Consider the following 21,691-nt stretch of genomic DNA (forward strand, 5'->3'; position numbering starts at 1 on the left):
CCCACCCAGGCAGCCACCCCATGACCCCCACCCTCCACACCGCCACCCCCACCCTCCGCCGGGTCTCCTTCACCTTCGCCCCCGACGGCTCCCACGCCGCCTGCCTGGCCGCCTCCGACGGCGGCGGCTGGTACGCGGAGAGCTGGCGGCTGGACCCGGCCGGAGGCGCCTCCGTGCCGACCCCGCTGCCCCTGCCCGGCGGCCGGTCGGAGAACCTGCACGCCCAGCTGGTGGCACTGCCGGACGGCCGCGTACTGGTCTGCCGCAGCGAGGGCGAGTACCACCGGCCGGCCGTGCTCGGCCCCTTCACCGAGCAACCCCTCGGCGCCCTGCGGGCACCCTCGCTGCGGCTGCTCCCGCTGCCCGCCCCGGCGTCGGCCCGACCGGGCACGCCGCTCGCGGTGGCCCTGGGCAGCGACGCCCGGCCGGTCACCACGGTCTGGCTGGTCGACGCCGACGGCGGCGCCCCGAGGCAGGCCGCCGAGTTGCCCGGACTCTTCGGCGGCGGCATCTGGCTGGACCGCGACGGGCGGCTGCTCGCCCTGGACCGGATCGCCGACGGCCTGGTCCGGACCGTGGTGCTGGACCTCGCCGACGGCAGCGTGTCGCCCCTGCTGGAGATCGCCGAGAGCAGCAATGACCGCCTGGTGCTCTTCGACCCCGACACCCGGCTGACCGTGGTCCGCAGCGACGCACCCGGCGCCGACCGGCTGGGCTGGGGTGTCCTCGGCGACGGGCAGCCGCTGCGCTTCCCCGAGTGCCTGCACCCGTCCCGAGCCCTGCTGCGCCCGATCGCCGTGGAGCCCGCCACCGACAGGGCGGCGGCCGAACTGCGGGTCGCCGTACAGCTCGACCGGGGGGCCGGTTCCACGCTGGCGGTGTGGCGGCCGGCGGGCGGCGGCCTCGATCCACTGCCGATCCCGCCCGGTCGGCTCGGCGCGGTGGCGCACTGGTCACCGGCGGGTCTGCGGCTGCCGTACTCGGCTCCGGACCGCCCCGCCGCGCTGGCGACCCTGGACGTGGACGCGCTGCGGGCGCCGTCCGGGTTCCCGGCCGGGTGGCGGCTGGACTCCAGTGCCGAGCCCGGCGACGGCGGCCGATGGCACCCGGCCACCACCGCCGAACTGCCGGGCGCGGCAGGGCCGGTGGAGGCGGTGGTCTACGGCGGCGACGGCTGGGCCACCGCCCCGCACCTGGTGGTGGCGCTGCACGGCGGTCCGGCGGACGCCTGGCGGCTGGAGTTCGACCCGACCCTGCAACGGCTGGCCGCCCAGGGGCTGGCGGTGGCCGCCCCCAACCAGCGGGGCAGCAGCGGCTACGGGCCGGACCACGCCACCTGCCTGAACGGCGCCTGGGGCGGCCCGGATCTGGAGGACGTCCTCGCCCTGCTCGCGGACCTGGCGGCCCGCCGCGCCGCTCTCGGTCTGGAGCCGCCCGCCCTCTTCGGGATCAGCTATGGCGCCTTCCTGGCCCTGCTGGCGACCTGCCATGCACCCGCCGGACAGGTGGCGCGCTGCGCGGTGGTGGCGCCGTTCCTCTCCGGTGCCCGGCTGCTCGCCGAGGCGTCCGCCCCGGTGCGGGCGCTGATCGCCAGGCTCGGCGGCGGCGACCCGATCGACGACGACCGGGGGCCGCGCGATGTCCTGCGGCTCTGCCATCGCATCGGCGCTCCGCTGCTGATGGTGCACGGCGACCGCGACGAGGTGGTCCCGGTCGGCCAGTCCCGGCTGCTGCGGCAGCAGTTGCTGCGGGTCGGGCGGGTGGAGGGCAGGGACTTCCGGTATGTGGAGGCGGCGGGGTCGGGCCACGAGGTGCTGGCGGAGGGCGGCGCACCGGTGCTGCGGGAGTTGCTGGCGGCGTTTCTGCGTACCGGGCGTCCGGCCTGATCGGCCCTGTACGGACGAGAGTTGACGTACCGTCCGCTCTTCGGGGCGCGTACCCGGTCCCCGCACCACGCCCGGCCACTGACGGATTCGGGCCATGCGTGCACCGGCCGTGACCGCCTGGGTAAGGTGATCCATCCGAGCGGTCGCCACGGTGACCCAGGACCGGTCCGACGCTGGGCGCTTCAGCGTGCCCGCACGGCCTTCGCCGTCCTCCGGACGGCCGGGAGGCCCCCTGGGCCGGTGCGTCGCAACGCACCACCGACTCCTCACCCCTCCTACGGAGAAATCTGATGTCCGAAGCCTTCACCGACACCACTGAGAACCGCGCCGCCGAGGCGGCGGCGATGGCGGGCGTGGCCGGGCGGCACCGCGGAGCCGTCGCCCGGGACGACGGGACCGTCGCCCCGCAGCCGGAGACCGGCCACGGCCGCCACCGCCGCCTGGGCGAGTCCTTCTCCACCGCCTCGTCCGAGGCATAGCCGGACCCGCGAGACGCATAGGACGCACGGGGGCTCCGCACCGGCCGGTGCGGAGCCCTCGCTGTGGTGCCGGGACCCCGGCGCGGCCGTCCGCACCTGCGGCCGCGCCGGGGTCGTCCGCTGCGGCCTGGGGCCGCCGATCACGGGCCGTGCATAGAACGCGTTCTAGGCACGTGATCCATGTATAACGCATCGGGCCCGGCGCCCGGAACCCCCACTAGGGCTGCTCAACCCCAAGGTGGGCGTCTTCTACGTCGCCGTACTCCCCCAGTTCATCCCCGCCTCGGCGCCGCATCTGCCGATGGGTGTGCTGCTCAGCTGCGTCCATGTCGCCGAGGGGCTGCTCTGGTCCGCCGTCCTGGTCGGCTTCGCCCACACGGTGCGCGGCTGGCTGCTCCGCCCGGCGGCCCGGCGGCTGCTGGACCGGATCACCGGGCTGGTCGTCGTCGGTTTCGGGGTGCGTCTGGCCGCCGGCGACTGACCTGCCGCCACCCGCCGTCGAGTAGGGTCCAGCGGCAGACGGCAGACCGCCCCGGGGCGGCATGAGCAGGGAGCTAGGGAGCAGACATGGCGCACCACCCCCGGCAGACCACCGGCACCGTCCCCCGGCCGGCGCCGGAGGTGGTGGCGTCATTCGAGGCGGCGACCGGCTTCATGCCGCTGGACGAGGGTCTGGCGCTGTATGCGGCGGCGGTGGACGCCGCCGCCCGTACGGGACTGCCGCTGCTGGAGATCGGCACCTACTGCGGGCGCTCCGCCATCCTGCTCGCCGCCGCCGCGCGGGACGCCGGCACGGTCGCGCTGACGGTGGACCACCACCGGGGGTCCGAGGAGCAGCAGCCGGGCTGGGAGTACCACGACGCCTCCCTGGTCGACCCCGAGGTGGGCCGGATGGACACCCTGCCGCGCTTCCGCCGCACCCTGCACGCGGCCGGACTTGAGGACCATGTGATCGCCCTGGTCGGGCGGTCGCCGCAGGTGGCGGCGGTGTGGGGGGCACCGGTGGGGCTGGTCTTCATCGACGGCGGCCACACCGACGAGCACGCCACCGCCGACTACGAGGGCTGGGTGCCGCACCTGGCCGGGGACGGCCTGCTGGTGGTGCACGACGTCTTCCCCGACCCGGCCGACGGCGGCCAGGCACCGTACCGGGTCTACCGGCGGGCCCTGGCCGAGGGCTTCGCGGAGGTCTCGGTGACCGGGTCACTGCGGGTGCTGCGCCGCCGGGCCCGCTGATCCGCCGAATCCGCTGATCCGGGGCTCAGCTCCCGGCGATCGGCGGGGCCGCGTCGCGGACATGGCCGAGGTCGACGGGCGCCGAGGGCGGGCCCTCCTCCCGCAGCCGTGCGAGCAGGGCGGGAAGCTGCGGGGGCCACAGCGGCTCGGTGTCACCGGCCAGGTCGGCCGGGGTCCACCAGCGCCCGCGCAGGATTCCGTCCTCCGCATGCGCGGCGGCGAGGTCGCCCACCGGGTCCCGGCGCGGGCCCTGGGCGAGGAAGACCTGCTCGTACTGGCGCACCGGGACCCCGGCCCTGGTGTAGTCGTGCTCCCAGCTGAACCAGACCGGTCCGGGTGCGATGTCGGTCCAGCCGGTCTCCTCGCGCAGTTCGCGCGCCGCCCCTTGCCGGGGGCTCTCCCCCGGCTCCAGGCCGCCTCCGGGCATCGCCCAGTGGACGCCGACCTCCTCGTTGTCATACCGGAACATGAAGATCGCCCCGGCCGGGTCCAGCACCGCGATTCTCGCTGCTCTCCTGGGTGTCCGCATCCCGGTCACCCTGCCAGAGCGGACGCGCCTGCGTCGATCACCGTGCCCGGGGCGATGGGGCCCGCCCTCCGACGCCACCGCCGCCTCGGTCGGATCGACGCCCCGACCGCAGCGAAGCTCGCACCGAGCACCGAGCGCCGGGGAGGCGTCCTCGACCGCCTGGACGACCCTCCGGCCGCTCGGGTCGACGGTGGCGAAGCCTGCCGCCGGAGCGAGCACGATGCCGTCCGCGCCGCGTGCGACGGTCGGCGGGAGCGCAGCCGGCGGACCATGCCGTACCGGTCGCGGCCCTGTCGCCGGTGCTGCCCGGCCGGGCACGGTGCCGTGGGGCGTGGGTCGGGCCCGGTACGGTGAGGCCGTACGGCGGCGCGGGTGCGCGCGGCCGGGGAGCTCGATGGGACGCGGCGCGGCGGGCCGGCCGGGACCGACCGGGGGAGGCGGGATGGCGAACGACGACGAGAGCGCACCGGCGGTCTGGGACCCGACGGCGAGGGGCGGGGCCGGCGGCTGGGTGCGGCGCGGCGACGCCAGGACGCACCAGCTGCGGAAGCCCGCCGCCGACGGCGGGCCGCAGCCGACCGTGACCGGGCAGGAGACGCGGGGCGGGGAGGGCACTCCGCCGGGCGGGCGTCCCTATCTGCCGACGTCATTCGAGGCACCCGCCGCACCGCCGCCTCCGGCCGAACCCCCGACGGCGGCCTACGGGCCTGCGCCGGGTGCGGTGCCCGGGTACGGCTACCCCCCGGCGCCCCCGGCCGGACCTCCGACCACCGCCTACCAGCCTGGGCCACCGGGGCCACCCGAGGTGCCCGGCTACGGCTACCCCTGCAACCGCCGGCCGAACCCGCGCCGCCCGCGCCGGGCGCGATGCCCGGGTACGGCTACCCGTACCCGCCGGCGCCCGGGTACGGCTATCCGCCGCCGCCCGTTCCCGGTCCGGTGCCCGTGGCCGAGCGCCGGGGTGGGCGTACCGCGCTGCTGGTGGTGCTGGTGGTGCTGCTCGCGGCCGGGCTGGGCGGGGGCCTGGTGTGGGCGCTGAGCGGCGGCAAGCCCGGCACCACGGCCACTCCCCCCTCCACCGCCGCGCCCGGCGGCGACGCCACGGCCGCCCCGCCGCCCCCCTCGGAGCCGGACGCCCCGCAGTCGTCCGGCGCGGCCTCCGACAGCCCCTCGGCCGACCAGGACGCGGCCGGGCGCCAGGCGAAGGCGCTGGACGATCTGCTCACCCGCAACAGCGGCGCCCGCCAGCAGGTCGGCAATGCCGTCGCCACCGTGCAGAGCTGCCCGGACAGCGCGTCGATGCGGAGCGCCGCCAAGGTCTTCGAGCAGGCGGCGACCCAGCGTGAGCAGCTGATCGGCGAGCTGGACTCGCTGGATCTCGGCGCGCTCGACGGCGGCCAGGACGCCGCCCAGCTGCTGCGTACGGCGTGGCAGCAGTCCGCCGACGCGGACCGGGCGTACGGCAGGTGGGCCGACGCCGTGATCGCGGATGGCTGCCCCGACGGCACCGCGCCCCGGACCTCGGACCGCGAGCAGGGCGACGCGATCAGCGGCCGGGCCTCCAAGAGCAAGCAGTCCTTTGTCATCAGATGGAACCCGATCGCCAACCGGTACGGCCTCGCGTCGCGGACCGGGGATGGGATCTGACCGGAACGTGTCCTTCCAGCGGAACACCCCCGACCCCGACGACGCCCTCTTCGGCGCCCCGTACGGCGAACTGCGGCCCCGCCGGTCGCCCGCCGCCCGGGTGGCGATGGCCGTGGCGGTACTGGCGCCCACCTGCTTCGCCGGCTGGCTCGGCTGGCACGCGGTGGCGGGCGGCGGCGGCACGGGCGGCCGGACCGCCGCCGCGTCCACCCCTGCCGCGTCCACCCCTGCCGCGTCCGCCGTCCCACCGCCGCCCGCCACCTCGGAGCCCCCGTCGGCGTCGCCCTCCCCGTCGCCGTCCGAGTCCAAGGGCCAGGGCCAGGGCCAGGGCGCGGCCCCCGCAGGGCGCCCGCTGGCGGGCCGTACGGTCGTGCTGGACCCGGGCCACAACCCGGGCAATGGCGCGCATCCGGCGGAGATCAACCGCAGGGTCGACATCGGCAGTGCCCGCAAGGAGTGCGACACCACCGGTACCGAGACCGATGACGGCTACCCGGAGGCGTCCTTCACGCTGGACGTGGTGCGGCGGGTCCGGACCATCCTGGAGGCGGAGGGCGCCCGGGTGGTGCTGACCCAGGACGGCGACCGCGCCTGGGGGCCGTGCATCGACGAGCGGGCCGCCGCCGGCAACCGGGTGCACGCCGACGCCGCCGTGTCGGTGCACGGCGACGGGGCTCCGGCCTCGGCGCACGGCTTCCATGTGATCCTCCCGGCCCGGGTGGTGTCGGGCGCGGCGGACACCACGCCGATCACCGGTCCGTCGCGCACGCTGGGGCTGCGGCTGCGGGACAGCTTCGCGGCGGCGACCGGCGAACCGTTCTCCACCTATCTGGGCCATGACGGCATCGACGTCCGCGACGATCTGGGCGGGCTGAACCTGTCGAAGGTGCCCAAGGTGTTCATCGAGTGCGGCAATATGCGCAATTCCGCAGACGCCCGGCGCATGAAGGATCCCGAGTGGCGCAAGCGCGCGGCACAGGGCATCGCGGACGGCCTCACCGCCTTCCTCACCGGGCCGGGTCGCTAGGCTCTTGGTCCGTTCGAACATCAACCACACCGACCACGACATACACGACCGAGGGGAACCGTCCGTGAATCTGCGCTCTCTGACTCGGGGAGACGCCGCCGTCGCCGTCGGGGCACTGCTGCTGCTGATCTCGTCCTTTCTGCCGCTCTACGCGCTGAGCACGGAGTGCGTCGGCAGCGGCTGCTCGCAGAGCTCCTGGCACGGCGCCTTCCTGCTCCACCTCGCGTCGGTGGTGCTGGCGGGCGTCGCCGGCGGGGCCCTGGTGCTGTACGCCCGGTTCCAGCAGGGCGAGGCCGCGCGGTCGCGGCAGATCGCCGGTCTGCGGCTGGACCAGTGGGGGACCGCGCTGGCCGTCTTCGCCACCTGGAGTGCCCTCTGGTCGCTCTTCACCAGCACCGGCGAGGTCCTGGAGCGCGGGTTCGGCGCCTATCTGGCGCTGCTGTCGGCGGTGATCCTGGCCGGGGGCGCGGTGGCCACCCCGCTGGTTCCGGCGCTCCAGGCCAAGCTGCTGCCGGACCCCCCGGCCGCACCGGCCCCGCAGCCCGGCGGCTACCCCGGCCCTCAGCAGGGCGGCTACCTCGGCGGTCCGCAGCAGGGCGGCGGCTACGGCTACCCGGGCGCCCAGCAGCCCGGAGTCCAGCAGCCCGGAGTCCAGCAGCCCGGAGTCCAGCAGCCGGGCGCACCGCAGCCGGGCGGCGCCCAGGCGTGGGGCGCACCGCAGCCCGGCCCCGGCGTGCAGCAGCCGCAGGGCGCCTCCTTCGGCGGTCCGGCGGGTGCGCCCGTCCCGGCGCCCGCCCCCACCCCGGCCGCCCCTCCGGTGCAGGACTTCTCGCCCTTCTGGTTCGCCGTCCCATCGCCGCGCCCGCTGGCGCCGGAGGACAACCCGGTCGGCCCGCCGATCGGCGAGCTGACCCCGGGGACCTGGTTCCTGGCCGTGGAGCAGCGTGGCGCGGCGCTGCTGACCCGGCTGCCGGACGGGCGGCATGGGCTGCTCACCGACACCTCGGGCATCGAGCGCGGCTGACGCGGTGCCGGTACGGAGCACCGGCGGTACGGAGCACCGGCGGTACGGAGCACGGCAGTACCGAGCGGTGCGGGCGGGCGGGTCGGAGCAATCCGGCCCGCCCGCCGCGTCCGTCGGAGTCGGATGCACGCTGCCGTCAGGTGCGGCTGCCGTCCCGGGCGGCCTCGCAGCAGTCCGCCACGGCCAGCCCCGGCGGCAGTTGGTCGCCGCCGAAGACGGTGGCGGTGGCATGGTCGCCGCCGAGCGCGGCGACGGCCAGCAGCAGTGACCCGGCGGTCCAGGTGGTGCGCTCCTCCGGCCAGACGGCGTCGTCCTCGAAGACATAGCCGGTCCAGTAGGAGCCGTCCGGGTGGCGCAGGTGCCCGATCCAGCGCAGGATGTCCACCGCCCGGTCGGACTGGCCCACCGCCCAGAGCGCCAGCGCCAGTTCGGCGCTCTCGCCGCCGGTGACCCAGGGCCGGTCGGAGACGCATCGCACACCGAGGCCCTGGACGACAAAGCGGTCCCAGCCCTCCGCCATGCGCCGTTCGGCGGCGGCGCCGCGCAGCGCGGTGCCGAGGACGGGGTAGTACCAGTCCATCGAGTAGCGGCTCTTGTCCAGGAACCGCTCGGGGTGGTGGGCGATGGCGTGGGCGAGCCGGCCGGCGGCGAGTTCCCAGTCGGGCTGGGGCTCCTCCAGGTGGTCGGCGACGGCGAGGGCGCAGCGGAGGGCGTGCAGGATGCTGGAGGAGCCGGTGAGCAGGGCGTCGCCGGCCGTGGTGCCGTCCTCCTCCTGGCGCCAGCTGATCGCGCCGCCGGGCAGTTGCAGGCCGACGACGAAGTCGATGGCGCGGCGTACGGCGGGCCAGATCCGGTCCAGGAAGATGTCGTCGCCGGTGGCCAGGTGGTGGTGCCAGGCGCCGACGGCGATGTAGGCGCAGAAGTTGGTCTCCTTGGCCCGGTTGTCGGGGACGCCGTCGGTGTAGGAGGCGTACCAGGAGCCGTCGGCGTTCTGGGCGGCGGCCAGCCAGTGGTAGGCGGCCTCGGCGGCCTGGTGCTCGCCGGCGGCGTCGAGTGCCATCGCGGCCTCGGTGTGGTCCCAGGGGTCGAGGTGGCCGCCGGTGAACCAGGGGATGGCGCCGTCCGGCCGCTGGTCGGCGAGGATGGTCCGGACGGTGGCGGCGGCCTGGGCGGCGTCCAGGACGCCGGGCAGCACCAGCGCGTCGGGGACGGCCGCCTCCTCGGCGGCGGTCATGCGCCGCTCTCGGCGGCGACCTGCTGCGGCTCGGCGGGCTGCTCGGGCTCGGCGGGCTGCTGCGGCTCGGCGGCGTGCTCAGGCTCGGCGGGCCGGTGCGGTTTGGCGGCGTAGGCGACGAAGCTCTTGCCGATCAGCGGATCCAGCGCGGACTCGGCGAGCCGGGTGGCCAGCGGGCGCTTGACGATGTCCCAGACCAGCAGCTTGTGGTAGAGCTTCACCGGCAGCGCGCCGTCGTTGTCGACGCCGAAGGCGCACTTGAGCCACCAGTACGGGGAGTGCAGGCCATGGGCGTGGTGGGTGCCGTAGGGCCGCAGCCCGGCGCCGCGCATCTTCGCCAGCAGCTCGTCGCCCCGGTAGATGCGGATATGGCCGCCCTCGACCTCGTGGTACGCGTCGGAGAGCGCCCAGCAGATCTTCTCGGGCAGCCAGCGGGGCACGGTGACGGCGATCAGGCCGCCGGGCTTGAGCACCCGGACCATCTCGGCGAGGACGCCGATGTCGTCCGGGATGTGCTCCATCACCTCGGAGATGATGACCCGGTCGAAGGTCTCGTCCTCGAAGGGCAGCGCCAGGGCGTCGCCCTCCATGGCGGTGGCGGTGGCTCCGGCGGGGGCCTCACCGGCCTCCTCCATGGCCGCGAACCACTTCCTGACCTCGGCGATCTCCTCCGCGTTCCGGTCGAGCGCGATGACCTGGGCACCGCGCCGGTAGCACTCGAAGGCGTGCCGGCCGCCGCCGCAGCCCAGGTCGAGCACCCGGTCGCCGGGGGCGAGTGGGAAGCGGGAGAAGTCGACGGTCAGCACTGCGTGGCTCCCATTCGTTGCTGCGCCGGCCGGACCGGTCCGATCCGGCGTGATGGTGCGTCAAGAGTCGGTCGGCGGCGGGCCGTCAGACGTAGCGCCAGCCCCGGCCGGCTCTGGCCCGCTGCCCGGCGCCGGTGGCGATGGCCGCGCGGTAGCGGTCGGCGGTGAGGGCGGCGGCCCGCTCCCAGGTGAAGCGGGCCAGCACCCGCTCACGGCCGGCGGCGCCGAGGCGGGCGCGCAGCGCAGGGTCGTCCAGCAGCCGGCCGAGGGCGGCGGCCAGGGCGCCGGGGTCGCCGGGCGGTACGGCGAGGCAGGTCTCCCCGTGGCGGCCGGACACCTCGGGGATGGCGCCGCCGGTGGTGGCGACCAGCGCGGTGCCGGTGGCCATGGCCTCGGCGGCGGGGAGCGAGAAGCCCTCGTACAGGGAGGGCACGCAGGCGACCTCGGCGGAGCGGTAGAGGTCGACCAGTTCGCCGTCGCCGATGCCGCTGCGGAAGGTGACATGCGGTTCCAGGCCGAGTCGGCGGATCGCCTCGGCGACCGGGCCGTCCTCGCGGCTGCTGCCGACCACCACCAGGTGGGCGTCGCGCTCGGTGCGGACCTTGGCCAGCGCCTCGACCAGGAAGACCAGGCCCTTCAGCGGCACATCGGCGCTGGAGGTGGTGACGATCCGGCCGGGCACCACCGGCACGGCCGGGTCGGGCGACCAGAGGCGGGTGTCGGCGCCGATGGGCACCACGGCGATGCGGGCCGGGTCCACGCCGAGGTGGTGGCCGATCTCGTCCTTGGAGGAACCGGAGACGGTGACGATGTGGTCCAGCCGCCGGGCGACCCGCTTCTGCATCCGGGTGAAGGCGTACCAGCGGCGCAGCGAGAGCCGCCGCTTGAGGTCGGCGGCGGACTCCAGTTCCAGTTCGCGGTCGACGGTGACCGGGTGGTGGACGGTGGTGACCAGCGGGAAGCCGTGCCGCTCCAGGCCGAGCAGGCCGTAGCCGAGGGTCTGGTTGTCGTGCACGACGTCATAGCGGCCCCGGCGGGCGGCGAGGAAGCGGCGGGCGCGCAGCGAGAAGGTCAGCGGCTCGGGGAAGCCGCCGGTCCACATGGTGGCGACCTCCAGCAGGTCCACCGCGTCGCGGTACTCGCCGGGGCGCGGGGTGCGGAAGGGGTCGGGCTGGCGGTACAGGTCCAGGCTGGGGATCTCGGTGAAGGTGACCGACCCGGGCCCGTCGACCTGGTCCAGCACCGGGTACGGCTGCCCGCCGAGCACCTCGACCCGGTGGCCGAGCCGGGCCAGCTCGCGGGAGAGGTGGCGTACATAGACGCCCTGGCCGCCGCAGAACGGGTTTCCCTTGTACGACAGCAGCGCGACCCGGAGCGGCCGTTCGGCCTCCTGCGCCGCCCGGTGCCGCGAATCCTGCGGACCGGAGAGCTGCTGCCCCGACGATCGCGTCTGCGCGGTCACCCTTGGCTCCTTCTTCCCGCACCTCCCCGGGCGTCAGCGCCGGGGGTAAAGTAGAACAGGTTTCAGTATCGAACAGGTAGGAGAACTCGAAGATACCGGTCCGTAGCCTTCCCCCCGGAGGCAGGGCTGGTGATTCGCGCCACGCCCCGCGGCAGCCCGCCGCGCGGCCCACGATCGGGACCGCCCATGACGACCAGCGCCATCCAGGCTGCCAGGGCCGCCGGACCGCCGCTCACCGAACGGCAGGAGCAGCGGCGTCGCCGGATCCTGCGCACGGCGGCCGCGCTCGCCTGCCGGGGCGGCTTCGACGCGGTGCAGATGCGGGAGGTCGCGGAGACCTCGGGAGTGGCCCTGGGCACGCTCTACCGCTACTTCCCCTCCAAGATCCATCTGCTGGTCGCCACCATGCAGGCGCAGTTGGAGCGGATGCTGGACCAGCTGCGCCGCCACCCGCCCACCGGGGACGACCCGGGCGAGCGGGTCACCGCCACCCTGATGCGCGCCTTCCATGCGCTGCAACGCGAACCGCAGCTCGCCGAGGCCATGGTGCGGGCGCTGACCTTCGCCGACCGGTCGGTCAGCGCCGAGGTCGACCAGGTCTGCCGGCTGACCACCGCGATCATCGTGGACGCCATGGGCCAGGACCGGCCGCCGACGGCGGGGCAGCGTGCCGCCGTCCGGGTGATCGAGCACACCTGGCAGTCGGCCCTGGTCACCTGGCTGTCGGGGCGGTCCTCCATCGCCGAGGTCCGCTCCGACCTGGAGACCGCCGCCCGGCTGCTGACCCTGGAGTGAGCCGCTCCGGCCGCCGGTTAGAGTGTCGGGGCACAACTCCATGCGCCTCCCCCGTGGCCGCGCAGCCGCCACCCGGCCCCCGGCGGCGGGTGAGCCGCAGTGCCCGGCGGCTCTCCGGGCTGCCCGCGACAGCAGCGGCCCGGTCCACCGCCGAGGTCCATGGACGGCCCTCGCTCCCCTGACGGCGGCGGCCACGACCGCTTCCCGAAAGGCAATCCCCTCTCATGCTCTCCGCCGCCGTCCGCGCGGGCGCCGTGCTCGCCTCCGCCGTGCTCCTCGCCGGCACCGCCGCCGCCCCGGCCCTGGCCGATGACACCGCTTCCCCGGAGGCGTCCCCGTCGGCGGTGGCCGTACCGGCCGGCCTCTACGGCAAGGACGACCCCACGTACGACGGGGTCTGGCGGCAGTCGCTGGCCCTGCTGGCCCTGCACACCGCCGAGGTCGCGCCCGCCGACGAGGCGGTCCGCTGGCTCGTCGGGCAGCAGTGCGAGGACGGCGGCTGGCCGTCCTTCCGGGCCGACACCGAGGCGGACTGCACCGCCGCCACCGAGGACAGCAACGCCACCGCGCTCGCCGTACAGGCGCTGACCGCCCTCGGCGGCCACACCACCGCCGCCGCCAAGGGCGTCACCTGGATCAGGCGCCACCAGAACTCCGACGGCGGCTGGTCGTACAACCCCGGCGGCGCCAGCGACGCCAACTCCACCGGACTGGCCGTCAATGCGCTGATCGCCGCCGGGGCCGACCCGGCGCAGGTGCGCAAGCGCGGCCGGAGCGGCTACGACGGCCTGGCCTCCTTCCAGCTCGGCTGCGACGCACCCGCCGCGCAGCGCGGTGCCTTCGCCTACCAGCCCGGCAAGTCGGGCGGGCTGGACGCCAATGACTTCGCCTCCGCCCAGGCGGCGCTGGCCGCCGCCGGCAGCGCGCTGCCGGTGGCCCCGGTGACCCGCCGGGAGCAGCCGGCCGCCCCGCCGAGCTGCAAGGACGGCGCCAAGGGCGCGGTGCCGCAGCGGCAGTCCGCCGAGGCCGCCGCGCACTTCCTGGTCCAGCGGCTGGCCGACGGCAAGCAGCGGCTGATGCAGACGCTGCCCGGCGCCGACCCCGCGCCGGACTACAACGCCACCTCCTGGGCCGTGCTGAGCCTGGTCGCGGCCGGCCACCCGGACCAGGCGTCCGACGCCGCCGACTGGCTGGCCGGCAACGGCTACAGCTGGATGCGGGGCGAGCAGGGTGTCAACCCGTCCGCCGCCGCCACGCTGCTGCTGGTCGCCCGGGCGACCGGGCTCGACCCGTACAACTTCGGTGGCAGCAATGTCGTCCAGATGCTGATCAACTCCGGTCCGGCGCCCGCCGCCGTGCCGTCCGCCGCCGCGTCGGCCGCCTCCGCCGCGCCCGACGCCACCCTGGCGCCGGGCTCCTCGGTGACCGGCACCGACGAGGACGAGAACGGCGGCTTCTCCCCGGTGTGGCTGATCGCCATGGTCCTGGTCGTCCTGGTCGGCGGCGGGGTGTTCCTCCGCCTCAACCGCAGGAACGGCGCCACGGCCGCGCGGGCCGCCGCCGAGGCCCCGGAGCAGACCACCCCCGCCCCGGCCCCGGCCCCCGGCGAGGACCGGTGACCCCGCTGCCGACGGCCGGGCCCCACCGGGCGGGCAGCCGCGCCGCGATGCGGCACACGCCGGGCCTGGTGCTGGTGCTGGCCGGCCTGCTGGCGCTGCCGCTGCTCGGCGCGACGCCCGCGCACGCCACCGGATACCGCTACTGGTCCTTCTGGGACTGGTCCCAGGGCGCCTGGACATACCAGCAGCAGGGCCCGGCGACCTACCGCCCGCTGGACGGCGGCGTGGACGGCTGGCGGTTCGCGGTCAGCCCCGACGGCGGCAGCGACGCCGCCCGGCCCCGCGCGGCGGGCGACTTCGCGGCGATCTGCGCCACCACCCCGCCCCGCGACGGCCGCAAGCGCGTCGCCGTGGTCCTGGACTTCGGCACCCCGGCCGACGCCCCGTCGGGCGAGCGGCCCCCGGAGCGGCGCACCCTGTGCGCGGTGGTGCCGACCGACGCCAGCAGCGCCGAGGTGCTGGCCGCCGCCGTCCCGCCGCTGCGCTACAACACCGGCGGCGTGCTCTGCGCCATCACCGGCTACCCCCGTCAGGGCTGCGGCGAGGTGGTCGCCCCGACCGGCGGCACCGGCGGCACCAGCGCTGACGGCGGCGGCGGTGACGACGACGGCGGAGGAGGCGGCCCGGTGCTGGGACTGGCGCTGGGCGGCGGGTTGATCGCGCTGGTCGCGGTCGGCGCCGCCGTACAGGCCCGCCGCCGGCGCACCCGCTGACCGCATGCCCTCCAGGACTCCCCCCGTGACCGAAGCCCCCGCCCCCGCCCGCCTCCGCACGGCCCGTCCGGCGGCCGGTCCGCGCCAGCTGCACCCCGGCGCATGGTGGCTCTGGGCGCTGGGGCTGGCCACCGCCGCCTCCCGCACCACCAACCCGCTGCTGCTGCTCCTGGCCGCCGCCGTCGCCGGTCATGTGGTGGCCGCGCGGCGCGGCGCGGCGGCCTGGTCCCGCTCGTATGGCGCGTTTCTGAAGCTCGGTCTGCTGGTGCTCGGCATCCGGCTGCTCTTCGCGGTCGTCCTGGGCTCGCCGATCCCGGGGACCCGGGTGCTCTTCACGCTGCCCGAGGTGCCGCTGCCCGACTGGGCGCAGGGGGTGCGGCTGGGCGGCCGGGTGACGGCCGAGGCGCTGCTCTTCGCGCTGTACGACGGCCTCCGGCTGGCGGTGCTGCTGGGCTGCGTGGGGGCGGCCAATGCGCTGGCCAACCCGGCCCGGCTGCTGCGCGCCCTGCCGGGGGCGCTGTACGAGGCCGGGGTGGCGGTGGTGGTCGCCATGACCTTCGCCCCCAACCTGGTCGCCGACGTGCAGCGGCTGCGGTCCGCCCGGAGGCTGCGCGGACGCTCCGACCGGGGCGTCAAGGCGCTGCTGAGCGTGGGCATCCCGGTGCTGGAGGGCGCCCTGGAACGCTCCGTCAGCCTGGCCGCCGCCATGGACACCCGGGGCTTCGGCCGTACCGCCGAGGTGCCGGTCGCGGTGCGCCGCACCACCGCCGCGCTCACCCTCACCGGCCTGTCGGGGGTCTGTGTCGCGGTGTACGGGCTGCTCACCGACGCCGGAACGGCGTGGGCGCTGCCGCTGCTGGCCGCCGGGGTGGCCGCCGCCGGAGGCGGGCTGCTGGTGGGCGGGCGGCGGGCGCTGCGCACCCGCTACCGGCCGGACCCATGGGCGGCGCGGGAGTGGCTGGTCTCCGGTTCGGGGGCGGCGGTCGCGGCGCTGGCGGTGTGGCTGTCGACCCGCGACCCGGCCGCGTTCCACCCGGCGGCCGTGCCGGTCACCATGCCGGTGCTGCCGCTGGCGGCGGCGGGCGCCGTGCTGCTGGGGCTGGTCCCGGCGGTGGCCGCGCCGGTGCCGCCGATGCCGGTCGTACCGGCGCGGGCACGGCCGGGTGCGGGGGATGCCGGGACGGCGGTGCCCGGGCAGGCGGGCCGCGAGGAACGGAAGGAAGCCCAGCAGTGATCACCTTTGAGCAGGTCTCGGTCAGCTACCCCGACGCCGCCGCGCCCGCGCTCTGCGGAGTGGATCTGCACCTCCCCGAGGGGGAGCTGTGCCTGCTGGTCGGGCCGTCCGGCTCGGGCAAGTCCACCCTGCTGGGGGCGGTCAGCGGACTGGTGCCGCACTTCACCGGCGGCGTACTGCGCGGCCGGGTCACCGTCGCCGGCCGGGACACCCGCACCCACCGGCCGCGTGAACTCGCCGATGTGGTCGGCAGCGTGGGCCAGGACCCGAGGTCCCACTTCGTCACCGACACCGTCGAGGACGAACTCGCCTACGGCATGGAGTCCCTGGGCACCCCGCCCGAGGTGATGCGCCGCCGCGTCGAGGAGACCCTGGACCTGCTGGGCCTCGCCGAGCTGCGCGACCGGCCGCTCGCCTCGCTCTCCGGCGGGCAGCAGCAGCGGGTGGCGATCGGCTCGGTGCTCACCGTGAGCCCCCGGCTTCTGGTGCTGGACGAACCCACCTCCGCCCTCGATCCGGGCGCCGCAGAGGAGGTGCTGGCGGTGCTGCAACGGCTGGTCCACGACCTGGGCACCACCGTGCTGCTGGCCGAGCACCGGTTGGAGCGGGTCGTCCAGTACGCCGACCGGGTGGTGCTGCTGCCCGGACCGGGCCTGCCCCCGGTGGTCGGCGGACCGGCGGAGGTGATGGCCGCCTCACCGGTCTTCCCCCCGGTGGTCGGGCTGGGCCGGGCGGCCGGCTGGTCGCCGCTGCCGCTCTCGGTACGCGACGCCCGGCGCCGGGCCGCCCCGCTGCGGGCCCGCCTGGCGGGCACCGGGCCCGCCGTCCCCGTACGCGTCGCAGCCGAACCTGCCGCCCAGACCGCAGCCGAGCCCGCCGCCGAGGTGCGGGGCCTGGTGGTGCGGCGCGGGCCGGTGGCGGCGCTGCGCGGTGTCGACCTCACCCTGCACCGGGGCACGGTCACCGCCCTGATGGGCCGCAACGGCGCGGGCAAGTCCACCCTGCTGGGCAGCCTGGTCGGGCTGCACGCCCCGTCCTCCGGGTCGGTGCGGGTCGCCGGGCTCACCCCGCACCGCACCCGGCCCGCCCAGCTGATCCGCCGGGTCGGGCTGGTCCCGCAGGACCCGCGCGACCTGCTGTACGGCGAGACGGTGGCGGCGGAGTGCAACGCCGCCGACGCCGACTGCGGCGCGGCACCGGGCACCTGCCGCGCCCTGGTGGAGCGGCTGCTGCCGGGCCTGGCCGACGGCAGCCACCCGCGCGACCTCTCCGAAGGGCAGCGGCTCACCCTGGCACTGGCCGTGGTGCTGACCGCCCGGCCCTCGCTGATCCTGCTGGACGAGCCGACCCGGGGCCTGGACTACGCGGCCAAGGAGCGGCTGGTGCGCATCGTGCGGGAACTGGCCGCCGACGGTCCCTGCGCGGTCCTGCTGGCCACCCACGATGTGGAGCTCGCCGCCGAACTCGCCGACCGCACGGTCATCCTGGCCGACGGCGAGATCGTCGCCGACGGCCCCACCGCCGCCGTCGTCACCTCCTCCCCCGCTTTCGCCCCGCAGGTCGCCAAGGTGCTCGCGCCCGAGCCGTGGCTGACCGTCGGCCAGGTGCGCGACGCCCTCGCCCGTACCGAACCCGGGGCCCCCGTATGAAGCGCGACGCCACTCGCCGCTCGCTCGCCCGTCCGGTTCCGCTCGCCCGTCCGGTCCCACTCGCCCGTCCGGTTCCGCTGGGCCGCCGCTCGACCGCCGCCCTGCTGCTGACCTCGGCCGTGGGCGTCGCCGCCTTCGGCTGGCCGCTGCTCGCCTCCCCCGGCGCCGACCTGGTGGGCCACTCCGCCGATGCGCCCTGGCTCTTCGCGGCCCTGCTGCCGCTGCTGCTGGCCGTGGTGGTGGCGCAGATCGCCGAGGGGCGGGCCGCCTCCGGCGGCGGCGCGGGCCTGGACGCCAAATCGGTGGCGCTGCTCGGCGTGCTGGCCGCCGCCGGCGCCGCGCTGCGCCCGCTGGGCGCGGGCACGGCCGGGATCGAGCCGATGTTCTTTCTGATGGTGCTCTCCGGGCGGGTGCTGGGGCCCGGCTTCGGTGCCGTGCTCGGCGCGGTCTCGATGTTCGCCTCGGGTCTGCTGACCGGCGGCGTCGGGCCCTGGCTGCCGTTCCAGATGCTCGCCATGGGGTGGGTCTGCGCGGGCGCCGGGCTGCTGCCGGGCGCGGCCGGTCTGCGGGGGCGCGGCGAGTTGGCCCTGCTGGCCGGGTATGGAGCCGTCTCCTCGGTGCTCTACGGCACCGTGATGAATCTCCAGGGGTGGCCCTACCTCGGCGGTATGAGCAGTTCGGTCTCCTTTGTCCCCGGCGACCCGCTCTCCGCGAATCTGGCCCGCTTCGCCGCCTACTGCCTGGCCACCTCGCTAGGCTGGGACCTGCCCCGCGCCGCCGTCACCGTCATCCTCTGCCTCACCCTGGGCACCCCCGTCCTGCGGGCCCTCCGCCGTGCCACCCGGCGTGCCGCCTTCGACGCCCCGGTCTCCTTCGAGAGCGCAAACTGAGGGCACGTCACCGAGGGCGGCCGCCGTCCTGGGCGACGTGTCGCAATCGTTACCCGTCTGCGCATGGACACCCGCTGACCACGCTCATATGTTTTGCGCGCTGACAAATGGGTCCCACCACTGCCGTGCCGTCAGTGGATGCTCCGCGAGAGAGGCGAGTTCCGTGATCAAGCGAACGAGAATGCTGCTGGCTGTGGGACTTCCGCTGGTCCTGGGCCTGGCCGCGTGTAGCTCCGACGGCGGGACGGCATCGGCCGGCGGGGACGGCGCGAGCAGCGCCAAGCCGAAGGGGAAGATCGGGGTCATCCTGCCGGACACCAAGTCCTCGGCACGCTGGGAGACCGCCGACCGCCGGTACCTGGAGGAGGCGTTCAAGGCGGCGGGGCTGCCGTACGACATCCAGAACGCGCAGGGCGACAAGGCGCAGTTCCAGACCATCGCGGACCAGATGCTGACCAGCGGCGTCACCGTGCTGATGATCGTCAACCTGGACAGCGGCACCGGCAAGGCGGTCCTGGACAAGGCCAAGCAGCAGGGCGTGGCCACCATCGACTACGACCGGCTGACGCTCGGCGGCAGCGCCAAGTACTACGTCAGCTTCGACAATGTCGCGGTCGGCAAGCTCCAGGGCGAGGGCCTGCAGAAGTGCCTCACCGCCGACGGCAAGAAGGACGCCCGGATCGCCTACCTCAACGGCTCGCCCACCGACAACAACGCCACGCTCTTCAAGCAGGGCTACGACGGTGTGCTGTCCCAGGTGAGCGGCTACACCAAGGTCGCCGACCAGTCCGTCCCCGACTGGGACAACCAGCAGGCCGGCACGATCTTCGAGCAGATGTACACCCAGCAGGGCGGGAAGATCGACGGCGTGCTGGCGGCCAACGACGGGCTCGGCAACGCCGCCATCGCCGTGCTGAAGAAGAACGGCGTCAACGGCAAGGTGCCGGTCACCGGCCAGGACGCCACCGTCCAGGGACTCCAGAACATCCTCAACGGCGACCAGTGCATGACCGTCTACAAGGCCGTCCAGAAGGAGGCCGAGGCCGCCGCCGAGCTGGCCGTCTCGCTGGCCAACGGCAAGGAGGGCGAGACCACCGGCACCGTCCACGACCCGGAGGGCAACCGCGACGTCCCCTCGGTGCTGCTGGTGCCCGAGGCGATCACCAAGGAGAACGTCAAGACGGTCGTGGACGACGGATTCGTCACCAAGGCCGAGCTGTGCACGACCGAGTACGCCGACAAGTGCGCCAAGGCCGGCATCAGCTAGCCCGGCGACGGCTCCGGCCCCGGCACTCCACCACGAGGAAGCGCGATGCCCGACCCCATCCTGTCCCTCACGCAGGTGAACAAGAGCTTCGGCCCCGCCCATGTGCTCAAGAACGTGGACTTCCACGCCTACCCGGGGGAGGTCATGGCCCTCGTCGGGGACAACGGGGCCGGCAAGTCCACGCTCACCAAGTGCATCGGGGGCATCCACCCGGTGGACTCGGGGGAGTTCCGCTTCGAGGGGCGGCCGGTGCGCGTCCACGAGCCGCGTGACGCCTCGGCGCTCGGCATCGAGATCGTCTACCAGGACCTGGCGCTCTGCGACAACCTCGACATCGTCCAGAACATGTTCCTGGGCCGCGAGGAGCGCTCCGGGCTGGTGCTCGACCGGGCCGCCATGGAGGAGAAGGCTCTCCAGACCCTGGAGAGCCTCTCCGTACGCACCGTCACCTCCGTGCGGCAGCGGGTCGCCAGCCTCTCCGGAGGCCAGCGGCAGACCGTGGCCATCGCCCGGGCGGTGCTGTGGAACAGCAAGGTCGTCATCCTGGACGAGCCCACCGCCGCCCTGGGCGTCGCCCAGACGCGGCAGGTGCTCGACCTGGTGCGGCGGCTGGCCGACGCGGGGCTGGCCGTCATCCTCATCTCGCACAACATGAACGACGTGCTCAGCGTCGCCGACCGGGTCTCCGTCCTCTACCTCGGGCAGCTGGCCGCCGAGGTCAGGCGGGCGGACATCGACCACACCCGGATCGTGGAGCTGATCACGGCCGGGCGCTCCGGCGACCTGGGCCTCGCGCCCGCCGAGACCGGGGAGTCCCTCAACGAAACGGACGACGAGGTACCGGCATGACCATCTCCCCAGCCAAGACCGCGAGTTCCGGCGGGAGCACCGGCGAGCCCGGCGCCGCCGAGCGCGTCGGCCGCGATCTGGCGGCGCATCTGCGGGCGTACGGCGCCCGGGTGCGCGGCGGCGACATGGGGTCGCTGCCGGCCGTCCTGGGCCTGATCGTGCTCTGCGCGGTCTTCGGCGCCCTGCGGCCGGCGTTTCTGACGGCGGGCAACTTCGCCAACCTCTTCACCCAGGGCGCGGTGATCACCACCATCGCGATGGGGCTGGTCTTCGTCCTGCTGCTGGGCGAGATCGACCTCTCGGCCGGGTTCGTCAGCGGCGTGGCCGGGGCGGTGCTCGCGGTCACCCTCACCCAGCACGGCTGGCCGCTGACCGCCGCCCTGGCCGCCGCCCTGGGCACCGGTGCGGTGATCGGGCTGGTGCTGGGGACGCTGGTGGCCCGGGTCGGCATCCCGTCGTTCGTGGTGACGCTGGGCGGCTTCCTGGCCTTCCAGGGCGTGGTGCTGATCATCATCGGGCAGGGCGGCAATATCCCGGTCACCAATGAGGCCGTCCTCGCCATCCAGAACAAGAACCTGGCACCGGCGCTCGGCTGGGTGCTCTTCGCCCTGGTCGCGGGCGGGTACGCGGCGACCAAGGCGCTCACCGCGCGCTCCCGCCGCCGCAAGGGCCTGGAGAGCGAGCCGTTCGCCGTCGCCGCCGCCAAGGTCGCCGGGGTGGTGGTGATCGCGGCCTCCGCCGTCGCCGTCCTCAACCAGGAGCGCAGCCGCAACATCCTGGTGGTCAGCCTCAAGGGCGTGCCCATCGTGGTCCCGGTGCTGCTGGCCCTCCTCGCGCTGTGGACCTTCGTGCTCGGGTACACCCGCTACGGGCTGCACATCTACGCGGTGGGCGGCAACGCCGAGGCGGCCCGGCGGGCCGGCATCAAGGTCGCGCGCATCCGCACCTCCGTCTTTGTCATCGGCTCCACCATGGCCGCGCTGGCGGGCGTCTTCGCCGCCTCCCGCGCCAACTCGGTGGACCCCAACGCCGGCGGCAGCAACACCCTGCTCTACGCGGTGGGCGCGGCGGTGATCGGCGGTACCAGCCTCTTCGGCGGGCGCGGCCGGATCATCGACGCCGTCATCGGCGGCGCGGTCGTGGCCGTCATCGACAACGGCATGGGCCTGCTCGGCTACAGCTCCGGCGTCAAGTTCGTCGTCACCGGCCTGGTCCTGGTGGTCGCGGCCGGGGTGGACGCCCTCTCCCGGCGCCGCTCGGCGGCCACCGGCCTCTGAGCGGGTCACCCTGGCCCGCGGACGGCGCGGAGGCCCGGAAGCTCCCTGAGAGCCCGGGCCTCCGCTGC

General features: G+C 75.3%; 20 protein-coding genes. 16 read left to right on the top strand and 4 right to left on the bottom strand.

Going from position 1 to position 21,691, the window contains the following annotated elements; translation table 11 throughout:
• Nucleotides 1-20 precede the first annotated feature (20 nt).
• The 4 genes from C7M71_RS32540 (at nucleotide 21) to C7M71_RS07635 (ending at nucleotide 3,601) form a co-directional block, all read left to right on the top strand.
• Complete coding sequence (locus C7M71_RS32540; protein WP_114914242.1) at nucleotides 21-1,886, top strand: S9 family peptidase; 1,866 nt, start codon at nucleotides 21-23, stop codon at nucleotides 1,884-1,886.
• 290 nt (nucleotides 1,887-2,176) lie between these two features.
• The gene (locus C7M71_RS07625; protein WP_111494433.1) at nucleotides 2,177-2,365 is read left to right on the top strand and encodes a hypothetical protein; all 189 of its coding nucleotides are present in this window, start codon (nucleotides 2,177-2,179) and stop codon (nucleotides 2,363-2,365) included.
• A 223-nt stretch (nucleotides 2,366-2,588) separates the two neighbouring features.
• Entirely contained in the window at nucleotides 2,589-2,846 is a 258-nt protein-coding gene (locus tag C7M71_RS07630; protein WP_265737690.1) for a LysE family translocator, read from the top strand.
• An 86-nt stretch (nucleotides 2,847-2,932) separates the two neighbouring features.
• The gene (locus C7M71_RS07635) at nucleotides 2,933-3,601 is read left to right on the top strand and encodes a class I SAM-dependent methyltransferase (protein ID WP_111494437.1); all 669 of its coding nucleotides are present in this window, start codon (nucleotides 2,933-2,935) and stop codon (nucleotides 3,599-3,601) included.
• 25 nt (nucleotides 3,602-3,626) lie between these two features.
• On the opposite strand, the gene C7M71_RS07640 is transcribed toward C7M71_RS07635, so the two are convergent.
• Nucleotides 3,627-4,130 carry an NUDIX hydrolase gene (locus C7M71_RS07640; protein WP_111494439.1) on the bottom strand — a complete coding sequence of 168 codons (504 nt, stop codon included), beginning with the start codon at nucleotides 4,128-4,130 and terminating at the stop codon, nucleotides 3,627-3,629.
• A gap of 945 nt (nucleotides 4,131-5,075) precedes the next feature.
• Between C7M71_RS07640 and C7M71_RS07645 the strand changes: the two genes are divergently transcribed.
• From C7M71_RS07645 to C7M71_RS07655, 3 genes are all read left to right on the top strand, one after another.
• Nucleotides 5,076-5,777, top strand: a complete 702-nt coding sequence (locus C7M71_RS07645) for a hypothetical protein (RefSeq protein WP_162824178.1) — start codon at nucleotides 5,076-5,078, stop codon at nucleotides 5,775-5,777.
• 106 nt (nucleotides 5,778-5,883) lie between these two features.
• Nucleotides 5,884-6,804 (top strand): N-acetylmuramoyl-L-alanine amidase, encoded by a 921-nt coding sequence (locus C7M71_RS07650; RefSeq protein ID WP_114914677.1) that lies wholly within the window; start codon nucleotides 5,884-5,886, stop codon nucleotides 6,802-6,804.
• 64 nt (nucleotides 6,805-6,868) lie between these two features.
• Nucleotides 6,869-7,828, top strand: coding sequence for a hypothetical protein (locus C7M71_RS07655; RefSeq protein ID WP_111493741.1), 960 nt, complete (start codon nucleotides 6,869-6,871; stop codon nucleotides 7,826-7,828).
• 136 nt (nucleotides 7,829-7,964) lie between these two features.
• Here C7M71_RS07655 and C7M71_RS07660 read toward each other — a convergent pair whose 3' ends face one another.
• The 3 genes from C7M71_RS07660 to C7M71_RS07670 all read right to left on the bottom strand — a co-directional run bounded on the left by C7M71_RS07660 (nucleotide 7,965) and on the right by C7M71_RS07670 (nucleotide 11,330).
• A complete protein-coding gene (locus C7M71_RS07660) occupies nucleotides 7,965-9,062 on the bottom strand; it encodes a prenyltransferase (protein WP_111493743.1) in 1,098 nt (365 codons plus the stop codon).
• Nucleotides 9,059-9,868: a class I SAM-dependent methyltransferase gene (locus C7M71_RS07665; protein ID WP_111493745.1), complete on the bottom strand. Its 810-nt coding sequence runs from the start codon at nucleotides 9,866-9,868 to the stop codon at nucleotides 9,059-9,061. The genes C7M71_RS07660 and C7M71_RS07665 overlap by 4 nt, the downstream gene beginning before the upstream one ends.
• Nucleotides 9,869-9,953: 85 nt before the next feature.
• Entirely contained in the window at nucleotides 9,954-11,330 is a 1,377-nt protein-coding gene (locus C7M71_RS07670) for a glycosyltransferase family 4 protein (protein ID WP_111493747.1), read from the bottom strand.
• A 186-nt stretch (nucleotides 11,331-11,516) separates the two neighbouring features.
• Here C7M71_RS07670 and C7M71_RS07675 point away from each other — a divergent pair, with 186 nt between their 5' ends.
• The 9 genes from C7M71_RS07675 (at nucleotide 11,517) to C7M71_RS07715 (ending at nucleotide 21,623) form a co-directional block, all read left to right on the top strand.
• Complete coding sequence (locus tag C7M71_RS07675) at nucleotides 11,517-12,125, top strand: TetR family transcriptional regulator (RefSeq protein WP_111493749.1); 609 nt, start codon at nucleotides 11,517-11,519, stop codon at nucleotides 12,123-12,125.
• Nucleotides 12,126-12,349: 224 nt separating this feature from the next.
• Entirely contained in the window at nucleotides 12,350-13,744 is a 1,395-nt protein-coding gene (locus C7M71_RS07680; RefSeq protein WP_114914244.1) for a prenyltransferase/squalene oxidase repeat-containing protein, read from the top strand.
• On the top strand, nucleotides 13,741-14,457 hold the full coding sequence (locus tag C7M71_RS07685) for an SCO2322 family protein (RefSeq protein WP_175607652.1): 717 nt from the start codon (nucleotides 13,741-13,743) through the stop codon (nucleotides 14,455-14,457). Before C7M71_RS07680 ends, C7M71_RS07685 begins: the two co-directional genes overlap by 4 nt.
• 4 nt (nucleotides 14,458-14,461) lie before the next feature.
• On the top strand, nucleotides 14,462-15,691 hold the full coding sequence (locus C7M71_RS07690; protein ID WP_407675874.1) for an energy-coupling factor transporter transmembrane component T: 1,230 nt from the start codon (nucleotides 14,462-14,464) through the stop codon (nucleotides 15,689-15,691).
• Nucleotides 15,688-17,340 carry an ABC transporter ATP-binding protein gene (locus C7M71_RS07695; protein ID WP_114914245.1) on the top strand — a complete coding sequence of 551 codons (1,653 nt, stop codon included), beginning with the start codon at nucleotides 15,688-15,690 and terminating at the stop codon, nucleotides 17,338-17,340. The genes C7M71_RS07690 and C7M71_RS07695 overlap by 4 nt, the downstream gene beginning before the upstream one ends.
• Nucleotides 17,337-18,230 carry an ECF transporter S component gene (locus C7M71_RS07700; RefSeq protein ID WP_114914246.1) on the top strand — a complete coding sequence of 298 codons (894 nt, stop codon included), beginning with the start codon at nucleotides 17,337-17,339 and terminating at the stop codon, nucleotides 18,228-18,230. Before C7M71_RS07695 ends, C7M71_RS07700 begins: the two co-directional genes overlap by 4 nt.
• Before the next feature lie 193 nt (nucleotides 18,231-18,423).
• On the top strand, nucleotides 18,424-19,497 hold the full coding sequence (locus tag C7M71_RS07705; RefSeq protein WP_229758603.1) for a sugar ABC transporter substrate-binding protein: 1,074 nt from the start codon (nucleotides 18,424-18,426) through the stop codon (nucleotides 19,495-19,497).
• 45 nt (nucleotides 19,498-19,542) lie between these two features.
• On the top strand, nucleotides 19,543-20,346 hold the full coding sequence (locus tag C7M71_RS07710) for an ATP-binding cassette domain-containing protein (protein ID WP_111493213.1): 804 nt from the start codon (nucleotides 19,543-19,545) through the stop codon (nucleotides 20,344-20,346).
• Nucleotides 20,343-21,623, top strand: coding sequence for a sugar ABC transporter permease (locus C7M71_RS07715; RefSeq protein ID WP_111493215.1), 1,281 nt, complete (start codon nucleotides 20,343-20,345; stop codon nucleotides 21,621-21,623). Before C7M71_RS07710 ends, C7M71_RS07715 begins: the two co-directional genes overlap by 4 nt.
• Nucleotides 21,624-21,691: the final 68 nt, after the last annotated feature.

The organism is Peterkaempfera bronchialis, assembly GCF_003258605.2.
Taxonomy (GTDB): Bacteria; Actinomycetota; Actinomycetes; order Streptomycetales; family Streptomycetaceae; genus Peterkaempfera; species Peterkaempfera bronchialis.